18 protein-coding genes are annotated in these 18958 nt (G+C 54.6%); 14 read left to right on the forward strand and 4 right to left on the reverse strand.

Going from position 1 to position 18958, the window contains the following annotated elements:
- Positions 1–145: 145 nt before the first annotated feature.
- From BLT38_RS05000 to BLT38_RS05020, 5 genes are all read left to right on the forward strand, one after another.
- Positions 146–1894 (forward strand): thiamine pyrophosphate-dependent enzyme, encoded by a 1749-nt coding sequence (locus tag BLT38_RS05000; protein ID WP_083346922.1) that lies wholly within the window; start codon positions 146–148, stop codon positions 1892–1894.
- Positions 1895–1976: 82 nt separating this feature from the next.
- The gene (locus BLT38_RS05005; RefSeq protein WP_231966753.1) at positions 1977–3047 is read left to right on the forward strand and encodes an enolase C-terminal domain-like protein; all 1071 of its coding nucleotides are present in this window, start codon (positions 1977–1979) and stop codon (positions 3045–3047) included.
- A 2-nt stretch (positions 3048–3049) separates the two neighbouring features.
- Positions 3050–4006, forward strand: a complete 957-nt coding sequence (locus BLT38_RS05010; RefSeq protein ID WP_231966754.1) for a hypothetical protein — start codon at positions 3050–3052, stop codon at positions 4004–4006.
- Entirely contained in the window at positions 4006–4725 is a 720-nt protein-coding gene (locus BLT38_RS05015; protein ID WP_083344201.1) for a gluconate 2-dehydrogenase subunit 3 family protein, read from the forward strand. The genes BLT38_RS05010 and BLT38_RS05015 overlap by 1 nt, the downstream gene beginning before the upstream one ends.
- Positions 4722–6479 (forward strand): GMC family oxidoreductase, encoded by a 1758-nt coding sequence (locus tag BLT38_RS05020; RefSeq protein WP_231966755.1) that lies wholly within the window; start codon positions 4722–4724, stop codon positions 6477–6479. Before BLT38_RS05015 ends, BLT38_RS05020 begins: the two co-directional genes overlap by 4 nt.
- Before the next feature lie 62 nt (positions 6480–6541).
- On the opposite strand, the gene BLT38_RS05025 is transcribed toward BLT38_RS05020, so the two are convergent.
- Positions 6542–7435: an SDR family oxidoreductase gene (locus tag BLT38_RS05025; protein WP_083344202.1), complete on the reverse strand. Its 894-nt coding sequence runs from the start codon at positions 7433–7435 to the stop codon at positions 6542–6544.
- Between the two features lie 208 nt (positions 7436–7643).
- Here BLT38_RS05025 and BLT38_RS05030 point away from each other — a divergent pair, with 208 nt between their 5' ends.
- From BLT38_RS05030 to BLT38_RS05040, 3 genes are all read left to right on the forward strand, one after another.
- Positions 7644–8312: an HAD family hydrolase gene (locus BLT38_RS05030; RefSeq protein ID WP_083344203.1), complete on the forward strand. Its 669-nt coding sequence runs from the start codon at positions 7644–7646 to the stop codon at positions 8310–8312.
- Positions 8313–8399: 87 nt separating this feature from the next.
- On the forward strand, positions 8400–9143 hold the full coding sequence (locus tag BLT38_RS05035) for an SRPBCC family protein (RefSeq protein ID WP_083344204.1): 744 nt from the start codon (positions 8400–8402) through the stop codon (positions 9141–9143).
- Positions 9144–9181: 38 nt separating this feature from the next.
- Positions 9182–10405, forward strand: coding sequence for a zinc-dependent alcohol dehydrogenase (locus BLT38_RS05040; protein ID WP_083344205.1), 1224 nt, complete (start codon positions 9182–9184; stop codon positions 10403–10405).
- A gap of 102 nt (positions 10406–10507) precedes the next feature.
- On the opposite strand, the gene BLT38_RS05045 is transcribed toward BLT38_RS05040, so the two are convergent.
- Complete coding sequence (locus tag BLT38_RS05045) at positions 10508–10924, reverse strand: response regulator (protein ID WP_083344206.1); 417 nt, start codon at positions 10922–10924, stop codon at positions 10508–10510.
- Between the two features lie 125 nt (positions 10925–11049).
- On the opposite strand from BLT38_RS05045, the gene BLT38_RS05050 reads away from it, so the two are divergent.
- From BLT38_RS05050 to BLT38_RS05075, 6 genes are read left to right on the forward strand one after another with little or no spacing between them, the layout of a single operon-like run.
- Positions 11050–11910, forward strand: coding sequence for an STAS domain-containing protein (locus BLT38_RS05050; RefSeq protein ID WP_083344207.1), 861 nt, complete (start codon positions 11050–11052; stop codon positions 11908–11910).
- A 17-nt stretch (positions 11911–11927) separates the two neighbouring features.
- Entirely contained in the window at positions 11928–12344 is a 417-nt protein-coding gene (locus BLT38_RS05055) for an STAS domain-containing protein (RefSeq protein WP_083344208.1), read from the forward strand.
- 31 nt (positions 12345–12375) lie between these two features.
- Positions 12376–12732, forward strand: coding sequence for an anti-sigma regulatory factor (locus BLT38_RS05060; RefSeq protein ID WP_231966756.1), 357 nt, complete (start codon positions 12376–12378; stop codon positions 12730–12732).
- Positions 12720–13700: a SpoIIE family protein phosphatase gene (locus BLT38_RS05065; RefSeq protein WP_083344210.1), complete on the forward strand. Its 981-nt coding sequence runs from the start codon at positions 12720–12722 to the stop codon at positions 13698–13700. Before BLT38_RS05060 ends, BLT38_RS05065 begins: the two co-directional genes overlap by 13 nt.
- Positions 13693–15468, forward strand: a complete 1776-nt coding sequence (locus BLT38_RS05070) for an ATP-binding protein (protein WP_083344211.1) — start codon at positions 13693–13695, stop codon at positions 15466–15468. The genes BLT38_RS05065 and BLT38_RS05070 overlap by 8 nt, the downstream gene beginning before the upstream one ends.
- 2 nt (positions 15469–15470) lie before the next feature.
- Positions 15471–16949, forward strand: a complete 1479-nt coding sequence (locus tag BLT38_RS05075; RefSeq protein WP_083344212.1) for an ATP-binding protein — start codon at positions 15471–15473, stop codon at positions 16947–16949.
- A 119-nt stretch (positions 16950–17068) separates the two neighbouring features.
- Here the strand turns inward: BLT38_RS05075 and BLT38_RS05080 are convergent, their stop codons facing one another.
- Together BLT38_RS05080 and BLT38_RS05085 are read right to left on the reverse strand one after the other, a co-directional pair.
- Complete coding sequence (locus BLT38_RS05080) at positions 17069–17836, reverse strand: LytR/AlgR family response regulator transcription factor (protein ID WP_231966757.1); 768 nt, start codon at positions 17834–17836, stop codon at positions 17069–17071.
- Positions 17836–18951: a sensor histidine kinase gene (locus BLT38_RS05085; RefSeq protein ID WP_083344214.1), complete on the reverse strand. Its 1116-nt coding sequence runs from the start codon at positions 18949–18951 to the stop codon at positions 17836–17838. The genes BLT38_RS05080 and BLT38_RS05085 overlap by 1 nt, the downstream gene beginning before the upstream one ends.
- Positions 18952–18958: the final 7 nt, after the last annotated feature.

An 18958-nucleotide genomic window follows, 5' to 3' on the forward strand; every position in this document is an offset into this window, starting at 1 on the left:
GCTACCTCTCGTCGAACCTTGGAGCTTTCGGAACACGCTGGCGATTACGATCATCAGGTTCAGAAGCGATTTAACGCCATCGGTCGTCCTGTAGAAAACGCGGCGATGTAACTCATCATCCATTTTGGCGACGAGGTGATTGAGCGTGGATGCATCGGACGTACTGGTAGAACGGCTAATCGCTTGGGGTGTGGATACGATTTTTGGGCTGCCCGGCGACGGCATCAACGGCGTGATGGAAGCGCTTCGGAAGAAGCAGGACAAGATCAACTTCATCCATGTTCGGCATGAAGAATCCGCTGCGTTTATGGCCTGCGCTTATGCGAAGTTCACCGGAAAGATCGGTGTGTGTCTGGCAACGAGCGGACCTGGCGGAATCCATCTGCTGAATGGTTTGTACGACGCAAAGTTAGACGGCGCACCCGTGTTGGCCATCACCGGTATGCAGTTCACGGATGTTACCGGCTCGTTCGGTCAACAGGATGTGCAGTTGGACAAAGTCTTTATTGATGTTGCTGTTTATAACGAGCGCATCATGAGTCCCACGCATGTTGAGTCAACCATGGACCTGGCAATCCGCACGGCGATCACTCGGCGTGGCGTAGCGCATGTGACGATTCCCATCGACACCCAGATGATGGAAGTGAAAAGTTCACAGCGTTCTGAGCGCAACGTGGCCCATCACAGCAATGCCGTCTATGCGATCGCAGGGAATAAGCCGGTCGAAGGCGACCTGCAATCTGCAGCTGCTGTTTTGAATGCCGGAAAACGCATCGCAATTCTTGCCGGAGCCGGGGCATTGCATGCAACCGAGGAATTGTTGCAGATCGCTGAACTGCTGGGAGCACCCATTGTGAAGCCGTTGTTGGGGAAGGCAACCGTGCCAGATGATTCGCCATATACAACAGGCGGAATTGGCCTTCTTGGAACGGCTCCCTCACAAGAGGTAATGGAAAACTGCGACACGCTGCTCATGGTCGGCACAAGCTATCCCTACATGGAGTATCTGCCCAAGCCCGGCGATTGTAAGTGCGTGCAGATTGACGCGAATGCACAACGAATCAGCCTACGGTATCCGACCGAAGTGGGTCTCGTGGGTGACAGCAGGAAGACCCTTCGTGAGCTGTTGCCGCTGTTGCGGCACAATGACTACCGCAAGTTCCTGGAGCAGGCTCAGACCGGTATGAAGGATTGGAACAAGATCATTGAAGCGGAAGGTACAGATCCCGCTTCTCCCATGAAGCCGCAGGTGGTGGGTTACGAACTGAGCAAGCGTACGCGGGAAGACGCGATTATCGTCAGTGACAGCGGTACAAACACTACCGTGTGGGCACGTTACATGCACGCGAAGCGGGGACAAAAGCATTCATGCAGCGGCAACCTGGCGACCATGGCGGGCGGTATGCCCTACGCGATTGCGGCTCAGGTTGCATATCCAGATCGACAGGTGATTGCAGTGATTGGCGACGGCGGCTTCACCATGCTGATGGGCGAGATCATCACCGCGGTGACCTATAAGTTGCCTATCAAGTTCGTCATTATCAAGAACAATACGTTGGGCCAAATTAAATGGGAGCAGATGGTCTTTGAGGGTAACCCCGAATACCAGTGCGACTTGCTTCCCATTGACTTCGTCTCGCTTGCACGCTCAGTCGGTGCGGAAGGTATTCGTATCGACGAGCAGAAAACAGCAGGAGCGAGGTTTGATGAGGCCTTGGCGATGTCTGGTCCGGTGATCATTGAGTGCGTGGTTGATCCATTAACGGCGATGCTGCCTCCCAAAATCACTGCAAAGCAAGCATTGAAATTTACGGAAGCATTGGCGAAGGGCGAACCGAACCGTCTTCGCATTGCGCTGACTGCAGCACATGACACTGTTAGGCAAATTGTGTAATTAAGCATCGCGGGATGGGCGACCGTCCGGCGATTCGTATAGGCATGCCTTGAATAGTTCTGCTCAGATTAGTAGCGATACCGTGAGCGCCTACGTCATCCCGACGGACGCACCGGAAGGTGACGGAACTTTTGCGTGGAATTCCACCACGCTTATTCTTGTGGAATTGAAGTGTGGCGATGTCACAGGTCTTGGCTATACCTACAGCCACAAGGCTGCAGCTTTGCTTGCCAGAGATTTGATCGACAAGGCTGTGGCTGGATCAGATCCATTCGATACCAATGCCATCTTTATGAAGATGCGTTACGAGCAGCGTAACTATGGGCGCGAGGGAGTTGCGGCCACTGCGCTGTCCGCGGTGGACGTCGCCCTGTGGGACCTGAAGGCGAAGTTGATGGGGCAGCCACTCGTTCGGGCGTTGGGGCAGATGCGTGATTCCGTGCCAGCCTATGGCTCCGGTGGATTCACGACCTATACGGATGCGCAGTTGCAAGAGCAGTTGAGCGGTTGGGTAGAGCAGGGAATACCGCGCGTGAAGATGAAGATAGGAACTCATCCTGAAGAGGATTTGCACCGAGTTGCTGTTGCTCGCGAAGCTATCGGCGATGATGCCGAGTTATTTGTTGACGCGAATGGCGCGTACTCGCGCAAGCAGGCCATGGGATTCGCGAAGAAGTTTTCAGAGGACTACCGAGTGACGTGGTTTGAAGAACCTGTAAGCTCCGACGACCTTGCGGGCTTGTGCCTGTTGCGGACTGAAGGGCCTTCGGGAATGGATATTGCCGCAGGCGAGTATGGTTTTACCGCAATGTATTTGCAACGCATGCTGGATGCGCAGGCGGTCGATGTTCTTCAGGCCGATGCAACGCGCTGTGGAGGCGTGACTGGCTTTATAGATGTAGCAGCACTCTGTGACGCGCACCCGCTTCCTATGTCGGCACATTGTGCGCCAGCGTTGCATACGCACCTTGCTTGTGCCGCCCGTCCGTTACGCCACGTGGAATATTTTCATGATCACGTTCGTATCGAGCGCATGTTCTTTGATGGATTTCGAGAACCGATGCAAGGAGCCCTGCACCCCGATCTGTCGCGCCCGGGATTGGGTATTGCTTTCAAGCACAAAGATGCGGAACAGTTCCGCGTGGACATATAAGTATGCGATTGCTGCCAGCGGACACTTCGCCGCGAGCCATGCTCCATATGATTCCAGAACCGTTGCGTCCTCCGTTCGCGACCGTGCTTCGACACATACAGCACGGCACGTTTCAGCGAACGCTTTCATTGATGGTGGCTGGTTCGAGTGCAGTGAGTGCGATGGAAGTGGGATATGAGCACTATCGCGGTAGCTATTCCAACCCGGTGATGTACACGCCGGTGTTGTTGTCTAGTGCATTGACACTGGCGAGTTGTGCCTCTGTCTTCTCGCGGCAGATTGCCAGAACGTGGATGCGCTATCTCTCATTCCTGACCTTGGTCGATGGAGTGATCGGCTTCGGATTTCATATTCGTGGTGTAGCTCGCAAACCAGGCGGCTGGCGTATGCCCGTAGTGAATATCGTGATGGGGCCACCGTTGTTTGCACCATTGCTTTTCGGAACCGCCGCATATTTAGGAGTGATCGCCTCGTACCTACAACGGGAAGAGGACGAAGGCGTCGGCCAGATCACGACGGACGTGTTTTCCCGTCGTTACAAACAGGATTGGCGAGAGGACATTCGTACCGGTCGCTTCCAGAAGCATTTCTGCGTTGTGTGCGCCATCGGTACGTTGTGTTGTGGAGGAGAATCCTGGTGCTCGCACTATAAGGACAACTTCAAGTACGGCGTGCAGTGGTCCCCGGTGTTGTTGACGCCGATCCTTGCAGGATCTGCACTGGCCGCAGTGAAGAGCGAACGCGGCGCCAACACACTTCTGCCATTGGCCTCCGCAGCTGCGATAGTGAATGGGATTGTGGGAACTGGGTATCACATCCGTGGCATCCTTCGCCGGTCGGGTGGTATTAAAAAGCCGCTGTACAACACGCTGTATGGGCCACCAATCTTCGCGCCGATGCTGTTTGCGGCAGCCGGATTGCTTGGGATGATGGCATACCTCATGCGACGGGAGAGGTAATGAGCGATCCTACGAAGAACTCAAACGAGGAGCAGGCGCTTCCGCAAAGAGTGCAGCCAGGCTATTACCCCGGCTGGAATGTTTTGTCGCAGTCGGCATACTGGGACGCAGCCACTCGCAAGGTGGTGGAAGAGCGCATGGGACCACCCAAACAGCTTCGCTTTTTCCATGAGGCGGAAGCACAAGCAATGACGGCGATACTGGATCGAATTCTGCCACAGGACGATCGTCTGCCTGCTCAGCGTATCCCCTTGTTGCCATCGCTCGATGCACGACTCTTTGAAAACCGTATCGAAGGCTATCGCTATGAAGACATGCCCAGCGATCAACAGGCGTATCGATGGGCTGTGGAAGCCATGGATCGAATGGCGCTTGAAGTTTTCAATGGCTTATTCGCGGAACTCACGTCGCACTCGCAAGAAGTATTGTTGAAGTCTCTCCACGATGGGGAGCCTATGGGTGCGAAAGACCTGTGGCAACGCATGAATGTCGAGCGTTTCTGGACATTGTTGCTCAACGACGCATGTGCCGCATACTACGCACATCCTTGGGCGTGGAATGAAATCGGTTTTGGTGGACCGGCGTATCCACGCGGCTACATGAGGCTGGAAGAAGGCGAGCCGGAACCGTGGGAGTTCGTGGAACAACGCTATGAATGGGCAGGACCTACGGGAAGTTTGAGCGACTTGGATCGCGGCGGATTGGCGGGTGAGGATTGAGTTCCTTCGACAACGACAAGCCGCTGTTCGGAGCATTCGAAGCACCGGCGGATGGTCTTCATCATCTTGGCTCTATGCAGAAGATCGTGATTCCGCGTCGTCGATGGCGAAACGAGGATGAAGTCGATGTTGCGATTGTCGGAGTGGGCGCCGCAGGCGGCGTGCTGTTGCAGAGACTCGCACGAGCTGGACTGAGTGTTGTGGGGTTTGAAGCCGGGCCGTTCTGGGACACGGAGCGTGACTGGGTCAGTGATGAAGCAGGCTCACGCAACCTCTACTGGAATGATCTTCGCATCACGGGCGGAGAGCATCCCTTGGCGTTGGGCAGCAACAACAGCGGCAAGGGAGTAGGCGGAGGCAGCGTTCATTGGGCAGCGTTTGCACCGCGCTTTCATCCTAGCGATTTCGAAGTCTACACGCGCGATGGTGTAGGCGCTGACTGGCCGTTGAGTTATGAGGAGATCGAGCCGTATTACGAGTTGCTCGAGCGAGAGATGCCAGTCGCCGGGCCCGCGTACTATCCGTGGGGTAAGCCACACGGATATCCGTACGCACCTCATCCAATGGGTGGTGTCGGTGACACGCTGGTTAAAGGCTGCACGAAACTCGGCATCGGCGTATCAACGGGTGGGCCGGTCGCCATCCTGTCTGCGTCTCGAGGGGATCGTCCGCACTGTATCTATCGCGGCTTCTGTATCCAGGCATGCAAAGTAGGTGCCAAGGCGTCCACGTTGATCACGCATGTTCCGGATGCACTCAAAAGTGGTGCGGAGATTCGTGATGAGAGCATGGTCTCTCGTATCTCGATCAACAAGCATGGTCGCGCAGACGGAGTGGTCTATTTTGACCGCGAAGGCCGTGAGCATTTTCAAAAGGCACTTATCGTCATCGTGAGCGGTTACGCCATTGAAACGCCACGGTTGTTACTGAACTCCGCATGCCCCGGCCACGAGCGTGGGCTCGCCAATTCAAGTGGCACACTCGGTAAGTATCTGATGGCTCAGGCGGGAAATGTGATCGCTGGACGTTTCGACGAACTGATCCGTATGTACAAAGCTCCTCCCGCACATGCGCTGACAGAAGAGTTTTACGAAACCGATCCGAAGCGTGATTTCGCACGCGGCTTCGCGGTACAGACCGTGGGGCCGCTGCCAATAGCATTTGCCAAACAGATGGCGGCAGCGAAGGGTGTGTGGGGATGGGGACTTCGCCGGACCATGATGGACTATAACCACTGGTCGGCACTTGGCCTTCTTGGCGAAATCCTTCCATGGGAAGAGAACCGTGTGGAACTTGCGACTGGCGCGGATCAGAAGGATCGCTTTGGCTTACCTGTTGCAAAAGTTTCGTTCACTCTGCACGACAATGACAAGCGCATGATCGAGTTCGGCAAGAACAAGGTGATGGAGATTATGCGTGCAGCCGGTGCCGCGGAGGTCGTGCAGGAACAGCGCTATGCCCATCTTGTGGGCGCGGCCCGCATGAGTTCCTCTCCACATAACTCGGTGTGTGACAAATTCGGTCGTACTTGGGACGTGAACAATTTGTTTGTGATGGATGGCAGTGTGATGCCAACACAGGGTTCGGCGAATCCAGGCCTGACCATTCAGGCTCTGGCAGCTCGCACTGCGGACTACATTCTGTCGCAGAAAGATTCCATCATCAACGACATGCCACGCGATCTGAAAACCCCGCCAGTTCGCAAGTCCTTGTGTCCTCCCGGGACATTTCGAAGCGGCATTCCGCACTTTTGAAACGACTCGGGCCTTGCCAATACAAGGATGTGGCAAGGCCCGGATGATGGAGGAAGTCAGACTTAGCCGATCTCAAGACCACCAGTCGCGCCGTAAACTTCTCCCGTGACGTAGCTCGATTCCTGTGACGCCAGCAGTACGTAGAGGGGAGACATCTCGACCGGCTGGCCAGCTCGCCTCATCGGCGTCTCCGATCCGAATTCAGGAATCTTCTTTTGCGGTTGACCACCGCTAATTTGAAGTGGGGTCCACACTGGGCCCGGTGCAACGCAATTCACGCGGATTCCGTCTCCTGCAACCTGACGAGCAAGGGCACGGGTGAACGCGAGGATTGCTGCCTTGGTGGGAGCGTAGTCCAGCAGAGACGGGCTCGGATGGGTCGCCTGAATCGATGCCGTCGTGATGATGGAGCCACCCTTCGGCATGAGCGGGAGCGCGGCTTTGCAGATCCAGAACAGGGCGAACACATTCACCTCGTAGGTCTCTTCCAATTGGTTAGTTGTGACATCCGCGATTTTCTCAACTGCATGTTGTCTGCCAGCAACAAGCGCAAGAATGTCGAGACCACCAAGTCTCTTGTGGGCCTGAGCGACCATCTTCTTACAGAAGCTTTCGCTGCGAATGTCACCCGGAATGGCGATGGCCTTGCGCCCTTCCTTTTGAATCAGGGCGATGACCTCTTGCGCGTCCGGCTCCTCGCTTGGAAGGTAGTTGATGGCAACATCTGCCCCCTCGCGCGCGAACGCAATCGCTGCTGCGCGTCCGATGCCCGAATCGCCACCGGTGACAAGCGCTTTCCGATTCGGAAGACGTCCATTCCCGATATAGCTGGTCTCGCCATGATCGGGTCGCGGTGTCATCTTCTTTGCAAGCCCGGGCACGGTTTGTGGCTGTTTCTTGAACTTGGGCGTTGGGTACTGCTTTGTGGGGTCCTGCAAGGTATAGATGTTCGCCATGACAACTCCGGATGACAGGATGCTGAGTAAATGTCGTAGGGTGTCAGCCCGACGGCATTGCTTCAACGCATACGATGCGGATTGTTCGCGATTTCGTTGTGGACGAAGGCGGTGTACGCACTATGTTTGATGGCCTACGTGCATCGTGAAATGGCGGGACATAGGAGTGGCCAGTTCCGCATCCAAGAGTTGTTGCACTGGAGGCGATATGGCACTGAAGGCTGTTCTGTGCGATCTCGATGGAACTCTCTTAGATAGCAATGCCTTTCACGCCGAGGCCTGGCAGCGTTCGCTTCAGGAGTTCGGATACACGGTGTCCTTTGAGGATGTCGTGAAGCAGATTGGCAAGGGCGGCGAATATCTTCTGGAATGTTTTGTTCCCAAGAGCGAGCTTCCGTCGATCGAAAAAGATATCAATGCGTTTCGGAAGAGATTGTTCCACCGGGAGTACATCGACCGCATTGTTCCGTTTGCAGACGCCCGTCGTTTATTGGAACGAATGAGGCAGGAGGGGCTGCGAATTGCTGTGGCCACATCCAGCGCAAAGGACGATCTGGAAGCATTCAAAACGCTCCTCAAGATTCATGATTTGGTGGAAGAGGACACAACCGCCGATGACGCAGATAAACCGAAGCCCGAACCAGACATCTTCCAGGCGGCGCTGACGATGCTGAAGCTGCAGCCGTCAGAAGCAATCGCGCTCGGCGATACACCCTGGGATGTGGAGGCGGCAAGAAAAGCCGGCATGGACACGATCGCAGTACAGTCCGGTGGCTGGACCCACGAAGAGTTGAAAGATGCAGGTGCGGTTGCCGTGTATGTGGATGTCGCTGACCTGTTACGGAATTTTGATACCTCACTGTTGTGCGTCCGATGAAAGTCGAAGCATCAAGCCAGGGAAGCGAAGGTTTCTACAGGCCACGCTGCATGCTTATAGGGCGTCGTAGGTTTGCAGGGGTTGACCATGGCAGAGCTTGCGGTGACGTTTCCACGGAAGGGTGTCGACTATATTCCTTTGCCACGTAGTAGTGACAAAGAGCATGTGACGGTTCATGCTGTACAGACAATTGCAGCTCAGCCGGAGCACATTTTTGATTTGTACATCCGTGCCGAGGCGATCCCGATTTGGCAGGAAGGTGTTATCTCTGTCTCGCGAACTGAGGATGGGCATTTTCATTGGATTGTCGAGGAACCCACCAGTGGTGCGCAGACGGAATTCAACAGCGAGATCGTCTCTTCGGTTCCAGGTGAACGTCATGTGTCACGGGTACTCGATGGCCCGTTCGCGGGCAGCACAGATTCGTTGACGTTCGAACTGCATGCGCATGGGCGAGGAACGATCGTTACGTGGGTAAGCGAATTCAAGCTGCCTGCTGCCAACGTATCGAACATCGTTGGCAAGATCGCTTCTCGAGGCCCACATCAGGCTGTAGTCGAGAACCTTCGACGCTTGAAACAGGTGATTGAGAGCGGCGAGATACCCAGTGTGGAAGGCCAGCCCTCAGGGCCGCGAGGCGTCATCGGACGATGGAAACGGTTTCTTATGGGTGAAAACCTTCCAGTGCCGCCCGGCACTTCGGATCGAGCGAGGCCACGTGATCTGCCACAACAAAATAGCGAGAGCCAAGCTCCGTGGGTTGTCGTCGGCATCGGCATAGCTGCAGGAGTAGCAGCGTGGTACGGCGTTCGTTCTATCCGTTCACTGTAAGAAGAACCGAATCAGCACGTAGTGCAGGGAGCATACCGATGAAGGCAGTGTGTTGGATGGGAAGCGGCAAGGTCGAAGTGCAGACAGTAGCAGACCCGACCATTATCAATCCAGGGGACGTCATCCTCCGTGTGACTCGTACCGCAATCTGTGGCAGCGATCTCCATCTCTATGACGGTTACATCCCTTCCATGGAATCGGGCGACATCCTCGGGCACGAATTTATGGGCACCGTGGAAGAGGTTGGGAGTGAGGTAAAGAAGCTTAAGGTGGGCGACCGTGTCGTTGTGCCGTTCACGATCGCTTGCGGCAACTGTTTCTTCTGCAAGAAAGATCTATGGTCAGCGTGCGACAACTCCAACCCGAATGCGCGTGTTGCAGAACAGTTGTACGGCTACAGTGGTTCCGCACTATTTGGGTATTCCCATATCTATGGTGGGTTTGCTGGAGGGCAGGCGCAGTACGTGCGTGTGCCGTTCGCGGATGTGGGTCCCATCAAGATTGAAAGCGACATTGAGGACGAAAAGGTTCTCTTCCTCTCGGACATTTATCCCACGGGCTATCAGGCAGCGGAGAATGCCAATATTCAGCCCGGTGACAATGTTGCCATCTGGGGGGCAGGCCCGGTAGGGCTTTTCGCTGCTGCGAGCGCGCACATGCAGGGTGCAGGGCAAGTCTTTGTTATCGACCGCTTCCCGGAACGCCTAGCCCTGGCGCGTGACTACTGTGGCGCTACGGTAATCGACTATTCCGATGGCAAGAGCATCGTCGAAGCCCTGCGAGACCTGACCGGCGGCGTCGGTCCAGACAGCTGCATTGACGCTGTCGGCATGGAAGCACATGGCACGGATGTGTCAGCGCTGTACGACAAGGTAGAACTCGGCCTGATGCTGGAGACGGACAGGCCAACTGCACTTCGTCAAATCTTGCAGAGCGCCCGCAAGGGAGGCACCATCTCCATCCCTGGTGTCTACGGCGGCGTCCTCAACAAGCTCAACTTTGGTGCTGCCTTCGGCAAGGGCCTCACGTTGAAGATGGGCCAAACGAACATGCACAAATATCTGCGGCCTTTGCTTGATCGAGTGGAGCAGGGGCAGATCGATCCTAGTTTCTTGATCTCTCATCGCATCGGCATTCAGGATGTTCCAGGCATGTACAAGATATGGCGGGACAAGAAGGATCGCGTTACGAAAATTGTGATCGATCCTTTTCGGGAGAGCGGCATTGAAAAGATGTCCGTAATCGTTGGACCGGGTGCGTAGCGACGCCGAACGAACAAAACTTGTCCACTCTCTGCCACCAGTCGTGAATCACACGCTCGTGCGGGAAGAACGGTTGTCCCTTCCATTCACTCACGGAGCGACCTACTTCGAATCCTTCATTCTGCGAATCACCGCTCCGCGAATGACGCTCGTCAGGTGATCGATATCGATGGGATAACTCAAGAAAGAGATAGCCCCGAGGTCAGCGGCCATGGACCGCGCAGACTGCGTGTCGTAGGTCGCGGAGTGGAAGATCACTGGTATCGAACGCGTCGACGGATCCGATTTGAGGATCTTGCAGACTTCGAATCCCAAAACATCCGGCAGGTGAATGTCTAAGAGAACGACATCTGGAATGTCTTCTTTCGCTGACTTCAGGGCCTCGGCGCCAGAATGGGCGTGCAAGACTTCAAAGCCGGATTCGCTCAGGTGACGACCCAGCGAATACTGATGAGTCTGGTTGTCGTCCACGAGAAGCACTCGCGGCAAAGCCGGCACGGGAATGTGTTGGTTATCCATCAGACGAAGACAGCTACCATTCTAGCGAGCAAATCCTTTGTCTCATAGACATTTAATCCCTCTGGTCGTGTCCGGAGCCCGTGGATATACTAGGGCGTCGTCCTATCTGCCGAAAGAGGTCCGTTGTGAGCACATCCAAGATTGCTGAAATACTTCGCAGGCATGAAGCCGCTTTGCTAGACGACTGGACGCGCGAGCAGAACCAGACAAAGGATTCGAGTAAACGTCTGCCGGAATCCGAAATCCGGTCCCAGTCCCGTCGTTTCCTTCAGCTTCTTCAAGAGGCGTCAACCCGCGGGAATGTCGTTGAAATTGATACCGACGCATTCAAAGAGGTTCGGAGATTTCTCGAAGAGATATCGGCCAGCCGCGCTCAACTTGGATTCAGTCCCAGCGAGACGGCGCTATTTGTGTTCTCGTTCAAGCAGCCTCTTTTTGCCCAAATTCGGGCATCACTTCCGTCCGCAGAAGAACAAATCGAGGAAGTCTGGAATGCGACTCTACTCCTCGATAAGCTCGGCCTCTTTACGACCGAGGCATACCAGAGGTCGCGGGAGACTATCATTGCGCGTCAGCAGGAAGAAATGATGGAGCTTTCCACTCCCGTCGTGAAACTCTGGGATGGAGTGCTTGCATTGCCGATCATCGGCACTTTGGACTCGAGCCGCACACAGACGATCATGGAAAATCTGCTGGAGAAGATTGTCGACACTGGAGCGGAACTGGCGATCATCGATATTACCGGCGTTCCGACGGTCGATACGCTAACAGCGCAGCACCTGCTAAAAACAGTGACAGCGGCGCGGCTGATGGGAGCGGAATGCATCATCAGTGGCATTCGTCCCCAGATTGCCCAGACGATCGTGCATCTCGGTGTGGAGTTGGGTGACATCGTCACGAAGGCGAGCCTCGCTGACGCTTTCCGAGTTGCCATGCAACGCACGGGCCATGTTGTCGTGCGTAAGAGTGCAATCACAAAGATCTAAGACAGGAGAAGCAGCCCGTGGAACACATACCTATTCTTCGAATGGGAGAGTTTCTTCTGATCACCGTGCAGGTGGACATGCACGACCGCCTTGCTCTGCAATTGCAGGATGATCTCACAGAGAAGATTGTTCAGCATGGCTCACACGGTGTGTTGATCGACATCTCTTCACTTGAGGTGGTCGATTCCTTCATTGGGAGGATGCTCGGAAACATTGCATCCATGTCCAGAGTTCTGGACGCTCAGACGGTAGTCGTGGGAATGCGCCCGGCGGTCGCAATCACGCTTGTCGAGCTCGGAATGTCACTGCCAGGTATCCGGACTGCTCTTACGGTAGAACGTGGCATGGAAATTCTGCGGTCCGATCTAGCGAATGCCCGCGCGGAATTCGTGGCCGAGGGGGACGGAGATCCAGATGGAAGTACTGAAGTCTGATTCTCTTCCAGTTCGGACGTCGGAAGACATCGTGATCGTTCGAACTTCCGTTCGAAAGCTTGCGACCGAATTGCGGTTTGGAATCGTCGATCAAACGAAGATCGTCACGGCCGCCAGCGAAATCGCGCGTAATACGCTCGATTATGGCCGGGGCGGAGATCTGCAGATGCAGTCTCTCGTGAATGGAACCAAGAAGGGCCTGCGTTTGATTTTTGCCGATCAAGGACCCGGTATTCGTGACTTGGACCAAGCGCTCACCGACGGTTTCACGAGTGGCAACGGAATGGGATTGGGGTTGGGCGGAACCCGCCGTTTGATGGATGAGTTCGAAATTGCATCCAAGTTGAACGAAGGGACAACCGTAACCATCACCAAATGGAGCCGCTAACCCAAACTACCGTTGTCGCGATACAGGATCAGTCTCAAGTCGCGCTCGCCAGACGAACGGCCACAGAATTCGCGAACATCGCGGGGCTGGACGAGCAACGAACGTCAGCGGCCAACATTGTGGCTGTAGAACTCGCGAACAATCTGTTGCAACATGCTGGCTCCGGCCAGATCTATTTCAGCTTCTCGGCGCCATCGGGCTCGTTTGAAATCGTCTCCGTCGATCACGGTCGCGGTATGACCAGCGTCAATCGTTGTCTCGAGGACGGCTTTTCAACCTCCTCCACTCCAGGTCTTGGGTTGGGAGCGGTGCAACGGTTTGCATCGCGTTTCGGAGCGTTTTCCGTTCCCAACCGCACCACGGTCGTCTCTGCCCAGATGACAGATGCAAGACCGCAGTTCGATTTTGGAGTGATCTGCATTCCGATCCAGGGGGAGACGTTAAGTGGAGATTCCTGGGCCGTATCCGAGGATGGCAGTACATTCCTGGTGGTAGACGGCCTGGGACATGGGATATTTGCATCCGATGCTTCCAGGATGGCAACTTCAATTTTCCTGAAACATCAATCATCGACACCGAAACAGCTTCTGGAAATGATGCACAGTGCTATGCGTTCCACTCGTGGAGCGGCAGCGGCAATCGCGCAGATCAATCGGACGGAAAGGAAAATCAACTTCGCTGGCATAGGGAACATCGGTTGCATGATTGTGGGACAGGAGCGGAACCAAAGTCTTGTGTCACACAATGGAACGCTTGGTCACCAGATGCGTCGTGTTCAGGAGTTTCAATACTCCTATCAACCTTCAGACGTACTGCTTATGCAGTCCGACGGGCTGACCACGCAATCGAAGCAAGGGATACCACCCCACCTTATGTCGCAGCCGCCGTCGGTGATTGCGGCATTTCTGTTTTCCGAGCAGCTTCGGGGACGTGATGACGCGACCCTTTTGGTGAACCGGCTTGGCTAAATCGACGACATCGCGACTCCTGACTGTGAATCTGTCCGTCGAAACGGACTTTTTGCTTGCGCGGCAACGCTCGAAGCAGATCGCTGAATTCCTTGGTTTTGAGGCTCAGGACCAGACGAGAATTGCAACGGCTGTATCCGAGATCGCCAGAAACGCATATGAATACGCGGTCGGTGGTCTCGTTGAATTTCATTTCGATCGAGCGGGACAGCCTTCCCTTAGGATCGTGGTCCGTGACAAGGGATCGGGCATCAAGCAGTTCGATCAGGTGTTAGATGGAACCTATGTTTCGTCGTCAGGAATGGGTCTGGGGATAAGCGGTTCTCGCCGTTTGATGGACGATCTGCAGTTAGACAGCTCGGATGAGGGGACCACGGTTGTAATGCGGAAATTCTTGCCGCGTGCCATAACCGTCCCAACGATCAAAGAGCTTGGCGAAAAGATCGCCTCGATCGCTCCGCAAGACCTTGGTATGGCTGCTCATGCCCAAAACCGAGAGATGATCCGGCTCTTGGGAGACCTTCGCGAACGTGAGCGAGAGCTCTCTCAACTGAATCAGGAACTCAAAGAGACGAATCGTGGCGTGATGATGCTGTATTCGGAGCTCGAGGATCGGGCCATTGAGTTGCAGCAGGCATCGGAAATGAAGACCCGCTTCATCTCGGGTGTGACGCATGAGTTGCGTACGCCGCTGAACTCGATTGTTTCTCTTTCGGGTCTGTTGATTCGGCGTATTGATGGAGAACTCAGCGCGGAGCAAGAAAAGCAAGTTCAATTCATACAGCGTTCTGCTCAGAACTTGACCGAAATGGTGAATGATCTTTTGGACCTCGCGAAGATCGAAGCCGGAAAGGTGACGCCACGACTTAGCGAGTTCACAATCGAGGAGTTTTTTGCTGCACTTCGCGGCATGTTCCGGCCACTGGCCACGAATGAAAACGTGCAACTGCTGATTGACGAAGCCGACGCTGTCAGCACCAGACTTTACACGGACGAAGCGAAGCTCTCGCAGATTTTGCGAAACTTCATCTCCAATGCACTGAAGTTCACTGAGCGAGGCGTAGTTCACGTTCGTGCGAAGCTGGTAGGCGACGGCGGCATTTGTTTCTCAGTTCGAGATACAGGCATTGGTATCGCTGGCGAGAACAAAGACGTGGTGTGGCAGGAGTGGGGACAGATTGAATCTGCCCAGCGTCCGAAATACAAGGGAAGTGGTCTTGGCCTGCCGCTTGCACGGCAACTTGCGACCCTCCTCGGTGGCACAACCTGGTTCGAGTCAAAGTTGGGGGAGGGCTCCACGTTTTATGTGGAGATTCCAACGGCCGTGGCGCCGTTGATTGAACCTGTTGTCAGACCGGAACGTGACGATGTGATTCTCATGGTCGATGACGATGAAGTTGCACGATACATTTTGCGGAGGAATCTTGTGACGATGACCTCCGCGAAACTCCTGGAAGCCTCCTCGCTTGTTGAAGCCCGCAGATTGCTTGCATCACACACCGTCAGACTCATCTTCCTGGACATTGTGATGCCAGAAGAGAATGGACTCTCGTTCGCGGAGGAGCTCCGGATGCTTCCAGGTAAGGAAGAACTTCCCATCGTTCTTGTCAGTTCCAAAACTCTTACGCCGGACGAGCAAACATTGATCGAACGGCACAATCTCATCTACATCAACAAGGACCGTGGCGATGCGGAAGATCAGAGAGTCGCGCTCGAGCGGGTGTTGCTCAATCTGGGTTTGAATGATCTGCACGAAACCGAAAGGTAATAGTGATCTATCACGAGAAGCGCCCGATCCTTTATGTAGACGATACCGTTGAACAACGGTACGCAATGCGGCGCATTCTTGAGACCGAAGGCTTTAGTGTCTTCGAAGCCGGGAGCGGCAAAGAGGCGCTAACGTACCTTGGCTCTCATCTCGCTTTGGCTGTGGTGGACGTCAGATTACCCGACATAAGTGGTTACGAACTCTCTCGCAAGTTAAAACAAGCGGAACCTAACCTTCCGATTCTGCAGGTTTCGGCCAGCTTCAGCGATCCCAGTCTTCGCGTTGAGGGATTCTCTGGTGGAGCTGATGCTTATATCGCGCAGCCGGTTCATCCCGCCGAGATGGTGGGCCTTATTCGTCGGATGTTGCGAACATCGGAAGCAGAAGAAACTTTGCGATTCCTCGCGTCAATCGGACCAGGTATTACCGCAAGCCTTTCCACGGAAGAGACGGCTGATAACTTCTCACGGGTGGTAGTGCCAGGCTTTGCCGACCGTTGTTACATTCATCTTCGGGAAGCTGGCAACACACCCGCTTGGATCTGGCCGCGTAGTGAGACGCTCAGCGAAGCATTGCAGAGGCAATTAGAGCGCGTTGCAAAGCAGGCCACAGTGGAGCAATCGAACTCTGATCAGCTGTTCGCTCCGCTGACGATCAACGGCGAAGGACTTGGGGCGATCATGTTCGAACTCGATCGCGGAAGGGCCTATACGTCGACAGATACGATCCTTGCTTCGGATCTCTCTAACCGATTGGCTCTCGCTCTCCAAAACTGTCAGCTGTTTGCGGCCGAACAGTCCATTCGATCCGCGCTTGTGCAATCTGAAAAGCTTGCCACCGCAGGACGGATGGCAGCTTCCATCGCCCATGAGATCAATAATCCTCTCGAGGCTCTGACGAATCTCCTTTTCATCATCGAACAGTCTCCCGATGTTCCGCCATTCGCACGGGAGACCGCGACAGCTGCCTTGGGAGAGGTCACGAGACTAGCCCACATCACGCGACAATCCCTGGGCTTTTATCGAGAGTTGCGTGCACCTGCTGAATTGGACCTTTCAGAGAGCGTTTCCGAGACAGTCGAACTCTATCGGAGACGTCTAATCCAAAATCAAATCGAGGTCCGTTTGGATTTGACGCCAGGAGTGTTGATTCAAGGGATCAAAGGTGAGATTCGTCAAGTGATCTCAAACCTTCTGGTAAACGCGATGGAGGTTCTGTCTCCAGGTGGAACCATTTGGGTCAAAACGTTTCCGCGAGGCGAGACTGCGGTATTGGAAATCTCAGACGACGGTCCAGGTATCCCCGCTGAACTTCAAGAGAAGGTGTTCGAACCGTTCTTCACGACGAAGCAGGCAACCGGAACCGGTCTGGGCCTCTGGATCACCCAATCGATCATTGAGAAACACGGAGGCTCAATCAGGCTGTCTCCCAAGAACGGTCTAGGTACGAAGTTCGAGATTGAGTTTCCAAGTCGGCGATAGATCCGCACTTATATTGCAGAGTCGTTCGGTTTGCGTTTTCATCATTTGTCGACCGAGGGTCAAGAACAGACATGCGGATGCCGCGAGTCCCGACCGTCGGGCGGTGACAATGTCTTCATCTACTCGAACAAAAAACGCGCGTGGATGCGTTGCCGCCCACTCCTACTGATCTTGAGTGCGAGGCCAGTTCGGAGAACGACGGCTCCCTCACCCTGTCCTTCCCGAAACACTTCTTTGATCTGATCGATCCGAACGATCGTAGAACGATGGATCCTTAGGAATTTCTGGGGATCCAAGCGCGACTCAAGATCGGTCACCGTTTCCCGAATCATGTAGGACTGCCCTCCAACATGCAGGCAGCAGTAGTACTCCGCAGCCTCAATCCAGTCGATGTGTTCAACGGGTAGCAGTATCTCCCTTGGCCCATCTTTCACCAGGAGTCTGTCTGCATATGCCTGTCCGGCTTTGTTGCTCAAGGCAGCCAGCATGTGCTTGATCTGTTCCTGCGTGAGAGCAGCGGCCTTCGCGCGATGTCTTTCACGGACACGTGATAGGGCAAGTTCCAAACGCTGTTCTTCGACGGGCTTCGTCACGTAGTCGACGGCGTGGACTTCAAAGGCACTCACCGCGTATTCATGAAACGCTGTAGTGAATACCGTGTATGGAAGATGTGCTGGACCAATCTCGCGAACGACATCGAGGCCACTGACCTTGGGCATTTCCACGTCCAGAAAAAGCAGATCCACTGAATGTTGTTTCAAATAGTCGATAGCCTCTGCACCGTTGCGGCACTCGGCGACAACGTCGATGTCGGCGTGAGCAATAAGCAGTGTGCGAAGAAGATCCCGGGCGAGAATTTCATCATCCACAATGACTGTACGCAGCATCACGCTGGTACCTCCTCATAAGGAATGCGGATTGAGACTTCGAACCCCCCGGAGGCAATGGGCGACGCTGTGAGGTTGTGAGATTCGGGATAGAAGAATGCAAGCCGTTCTCGAGTATTACGAATGCCGATGCCATGTCCCTCGCTGGCGACGGTCTTAGTGCCTAAGCCATTGTCGCGAACCAGAAGGAAAAGTTCATTGCCGACACGAGTTGCAGAGGTTTCAATAATGCCACCCGTCTCGGATGGAGCGATACCATGTTGTACCGCGTTTTCGACGATGGGTTGCAGGATGAACGATGGAACAAGACACCTGCGTGCATCTTCACTTGCATGAATGTGGACGGTGAGTCTATCCGCAAACCGAAGCTGCTGAATCGCGAGATAGCTCTCGACCAGCCGCAATTCTTCCGAAAAGGGAACTTTTTCGGGGACCTGCCGTTGGAGCGCTGGTCGGAGGATAGAATTCAGGTGCGTGAGAGTCCGATTCGCCTCGTCGTTCCTGCCTTGCGTCACAAGACTCTTGATCGCATTCAGCGTATTGAAGAGAAAATGCGGCTCCATCTGCATCTGCAGCGCGCTGAGCTGAGCCCGTGATAACTGACGTTCCAACGCAAGCCTCTGGATCGCATCGGCTTGGCGCTGAGACTGCATGCTCAGGGTGGCAGAGACAGCGAACAGGAAACAATAGTTCAGCATGTCGAGTCCGAAGCGAGACAGCGTGACATAGTTTAGTTGCGCGTAAGCTGTCTGCCATGCCGGCCACACATCGCCAACCCGTAGACTCCATTGAATGAGATGGAGGTGGGCGTAACTCACAAGGCAACCCACGATGAGTTGCAGCGAGACTGAGCGAAGTGAAAACGTAAGGCTAATGGGATAGCGATGTGCGTTACGCCACATTACCCAGGCCACGAGCGCCCACCATAACCACATCACTGCACCAAAGAAGATGGAAGGCAGGACGGACATCTCAATATGGTGTACGAGGAAGTAGGTATGGCAATAATTTGCTGTGATCGCAGCAAGGATTACTGTTGCCGTCGAGACGAGTAGTACCCCGCGACCATGCAATGTGGAACCGATGAAGACGTTGTTCTCGTGCAGTGATGCCATGCCGCCT

It is taken from the genome of Terriglobus roseus, assembly GCF_900102185.1.
Classification (GTDB): Bacteria; Acidobacteriota; Terriglobia; order Terriglobales; family Acidobacteriaceae; genus Terriglobus; species Terriglobus roseus_A.

What these genes read in the sequence shown, in the direction of transcription:
- BLT38_RS05065 (WP_083344210.1), top strand. Translation starts at nt 12,720, where the DNA reads ATGGAGCCGCTAACCCAAACTACCGTTGTCGCGATACAGGATCAGTCT.
- BLT38_RS05040 (WP_083344205.1), top strand. Translation starts at nt 9,182, where the DNA reads ATGAAGGCAGTGTGTTGGATGGGAAGCGGCAAGGTCGAAGTGCAGACA.
- BLT38_RS05025 (WP_083344202.1), bottom strand. Translation starts at nt 7,435, where the DNA reads ATGGCGAACATCTATACCTTGCAGGACCCCACAAAGCAGTACCCAACG.
- BLT38_RS05080 (WP_231966757.1), bottom strand. Translation starts at nt 17,836, where the DNA reads ATGCTGCGTACAGTCATTGTGGATGATGAAATTCTCGCCCGGGATCTT.
- BLT38_RS05035 (WP_083344204.1), top strand. Translation starts at nt 8,400, where the DNA reads ATGGCAGAGCTTGCGGTGACGTTTCCACGGAAGGGTGTCGACTATATT.
- BLT38_RS05015 (WP_083344201.1), top strand. Translation starts at nt 4,006, where the DNA reads ATGAGCGATCCTACGAAGAACTCAAACGAGGAGCAGGCGCTTCCGCAA.
- BLT38_RS05085 (WP_083344214.1), bottom strand. Translation starts at nt 18,951, where the DNA reads ATGGCATCACTGCACGAGAACAACGTCTTCATCGGTTCCACATTGCAT.
- BLT38_RS05030 (WP_083344203.1), top strand. Translation starts at nt 7,644, where the DNA reads ATGGCACTGAAGGCTGTTCTGTGCGATCTCGATGGAACTCTCTTAGAT.
- BLT38_RS05010 (WP_231966754.1), top strand. Translation starts at nt 3,050, where the DNA reads ATGCGATTGCTGCCAGCGGACACTTCGCCGCGAGCCATGCTCCATATG.
- BLT38_RS05045 (WP_083344206.1), bottom strand. Translation starts at nt 10,924, where the DNA reads ATGGATAACCAACACATTCCCGTGCCGGCTTTGCCGCGAGTGCTTCTC.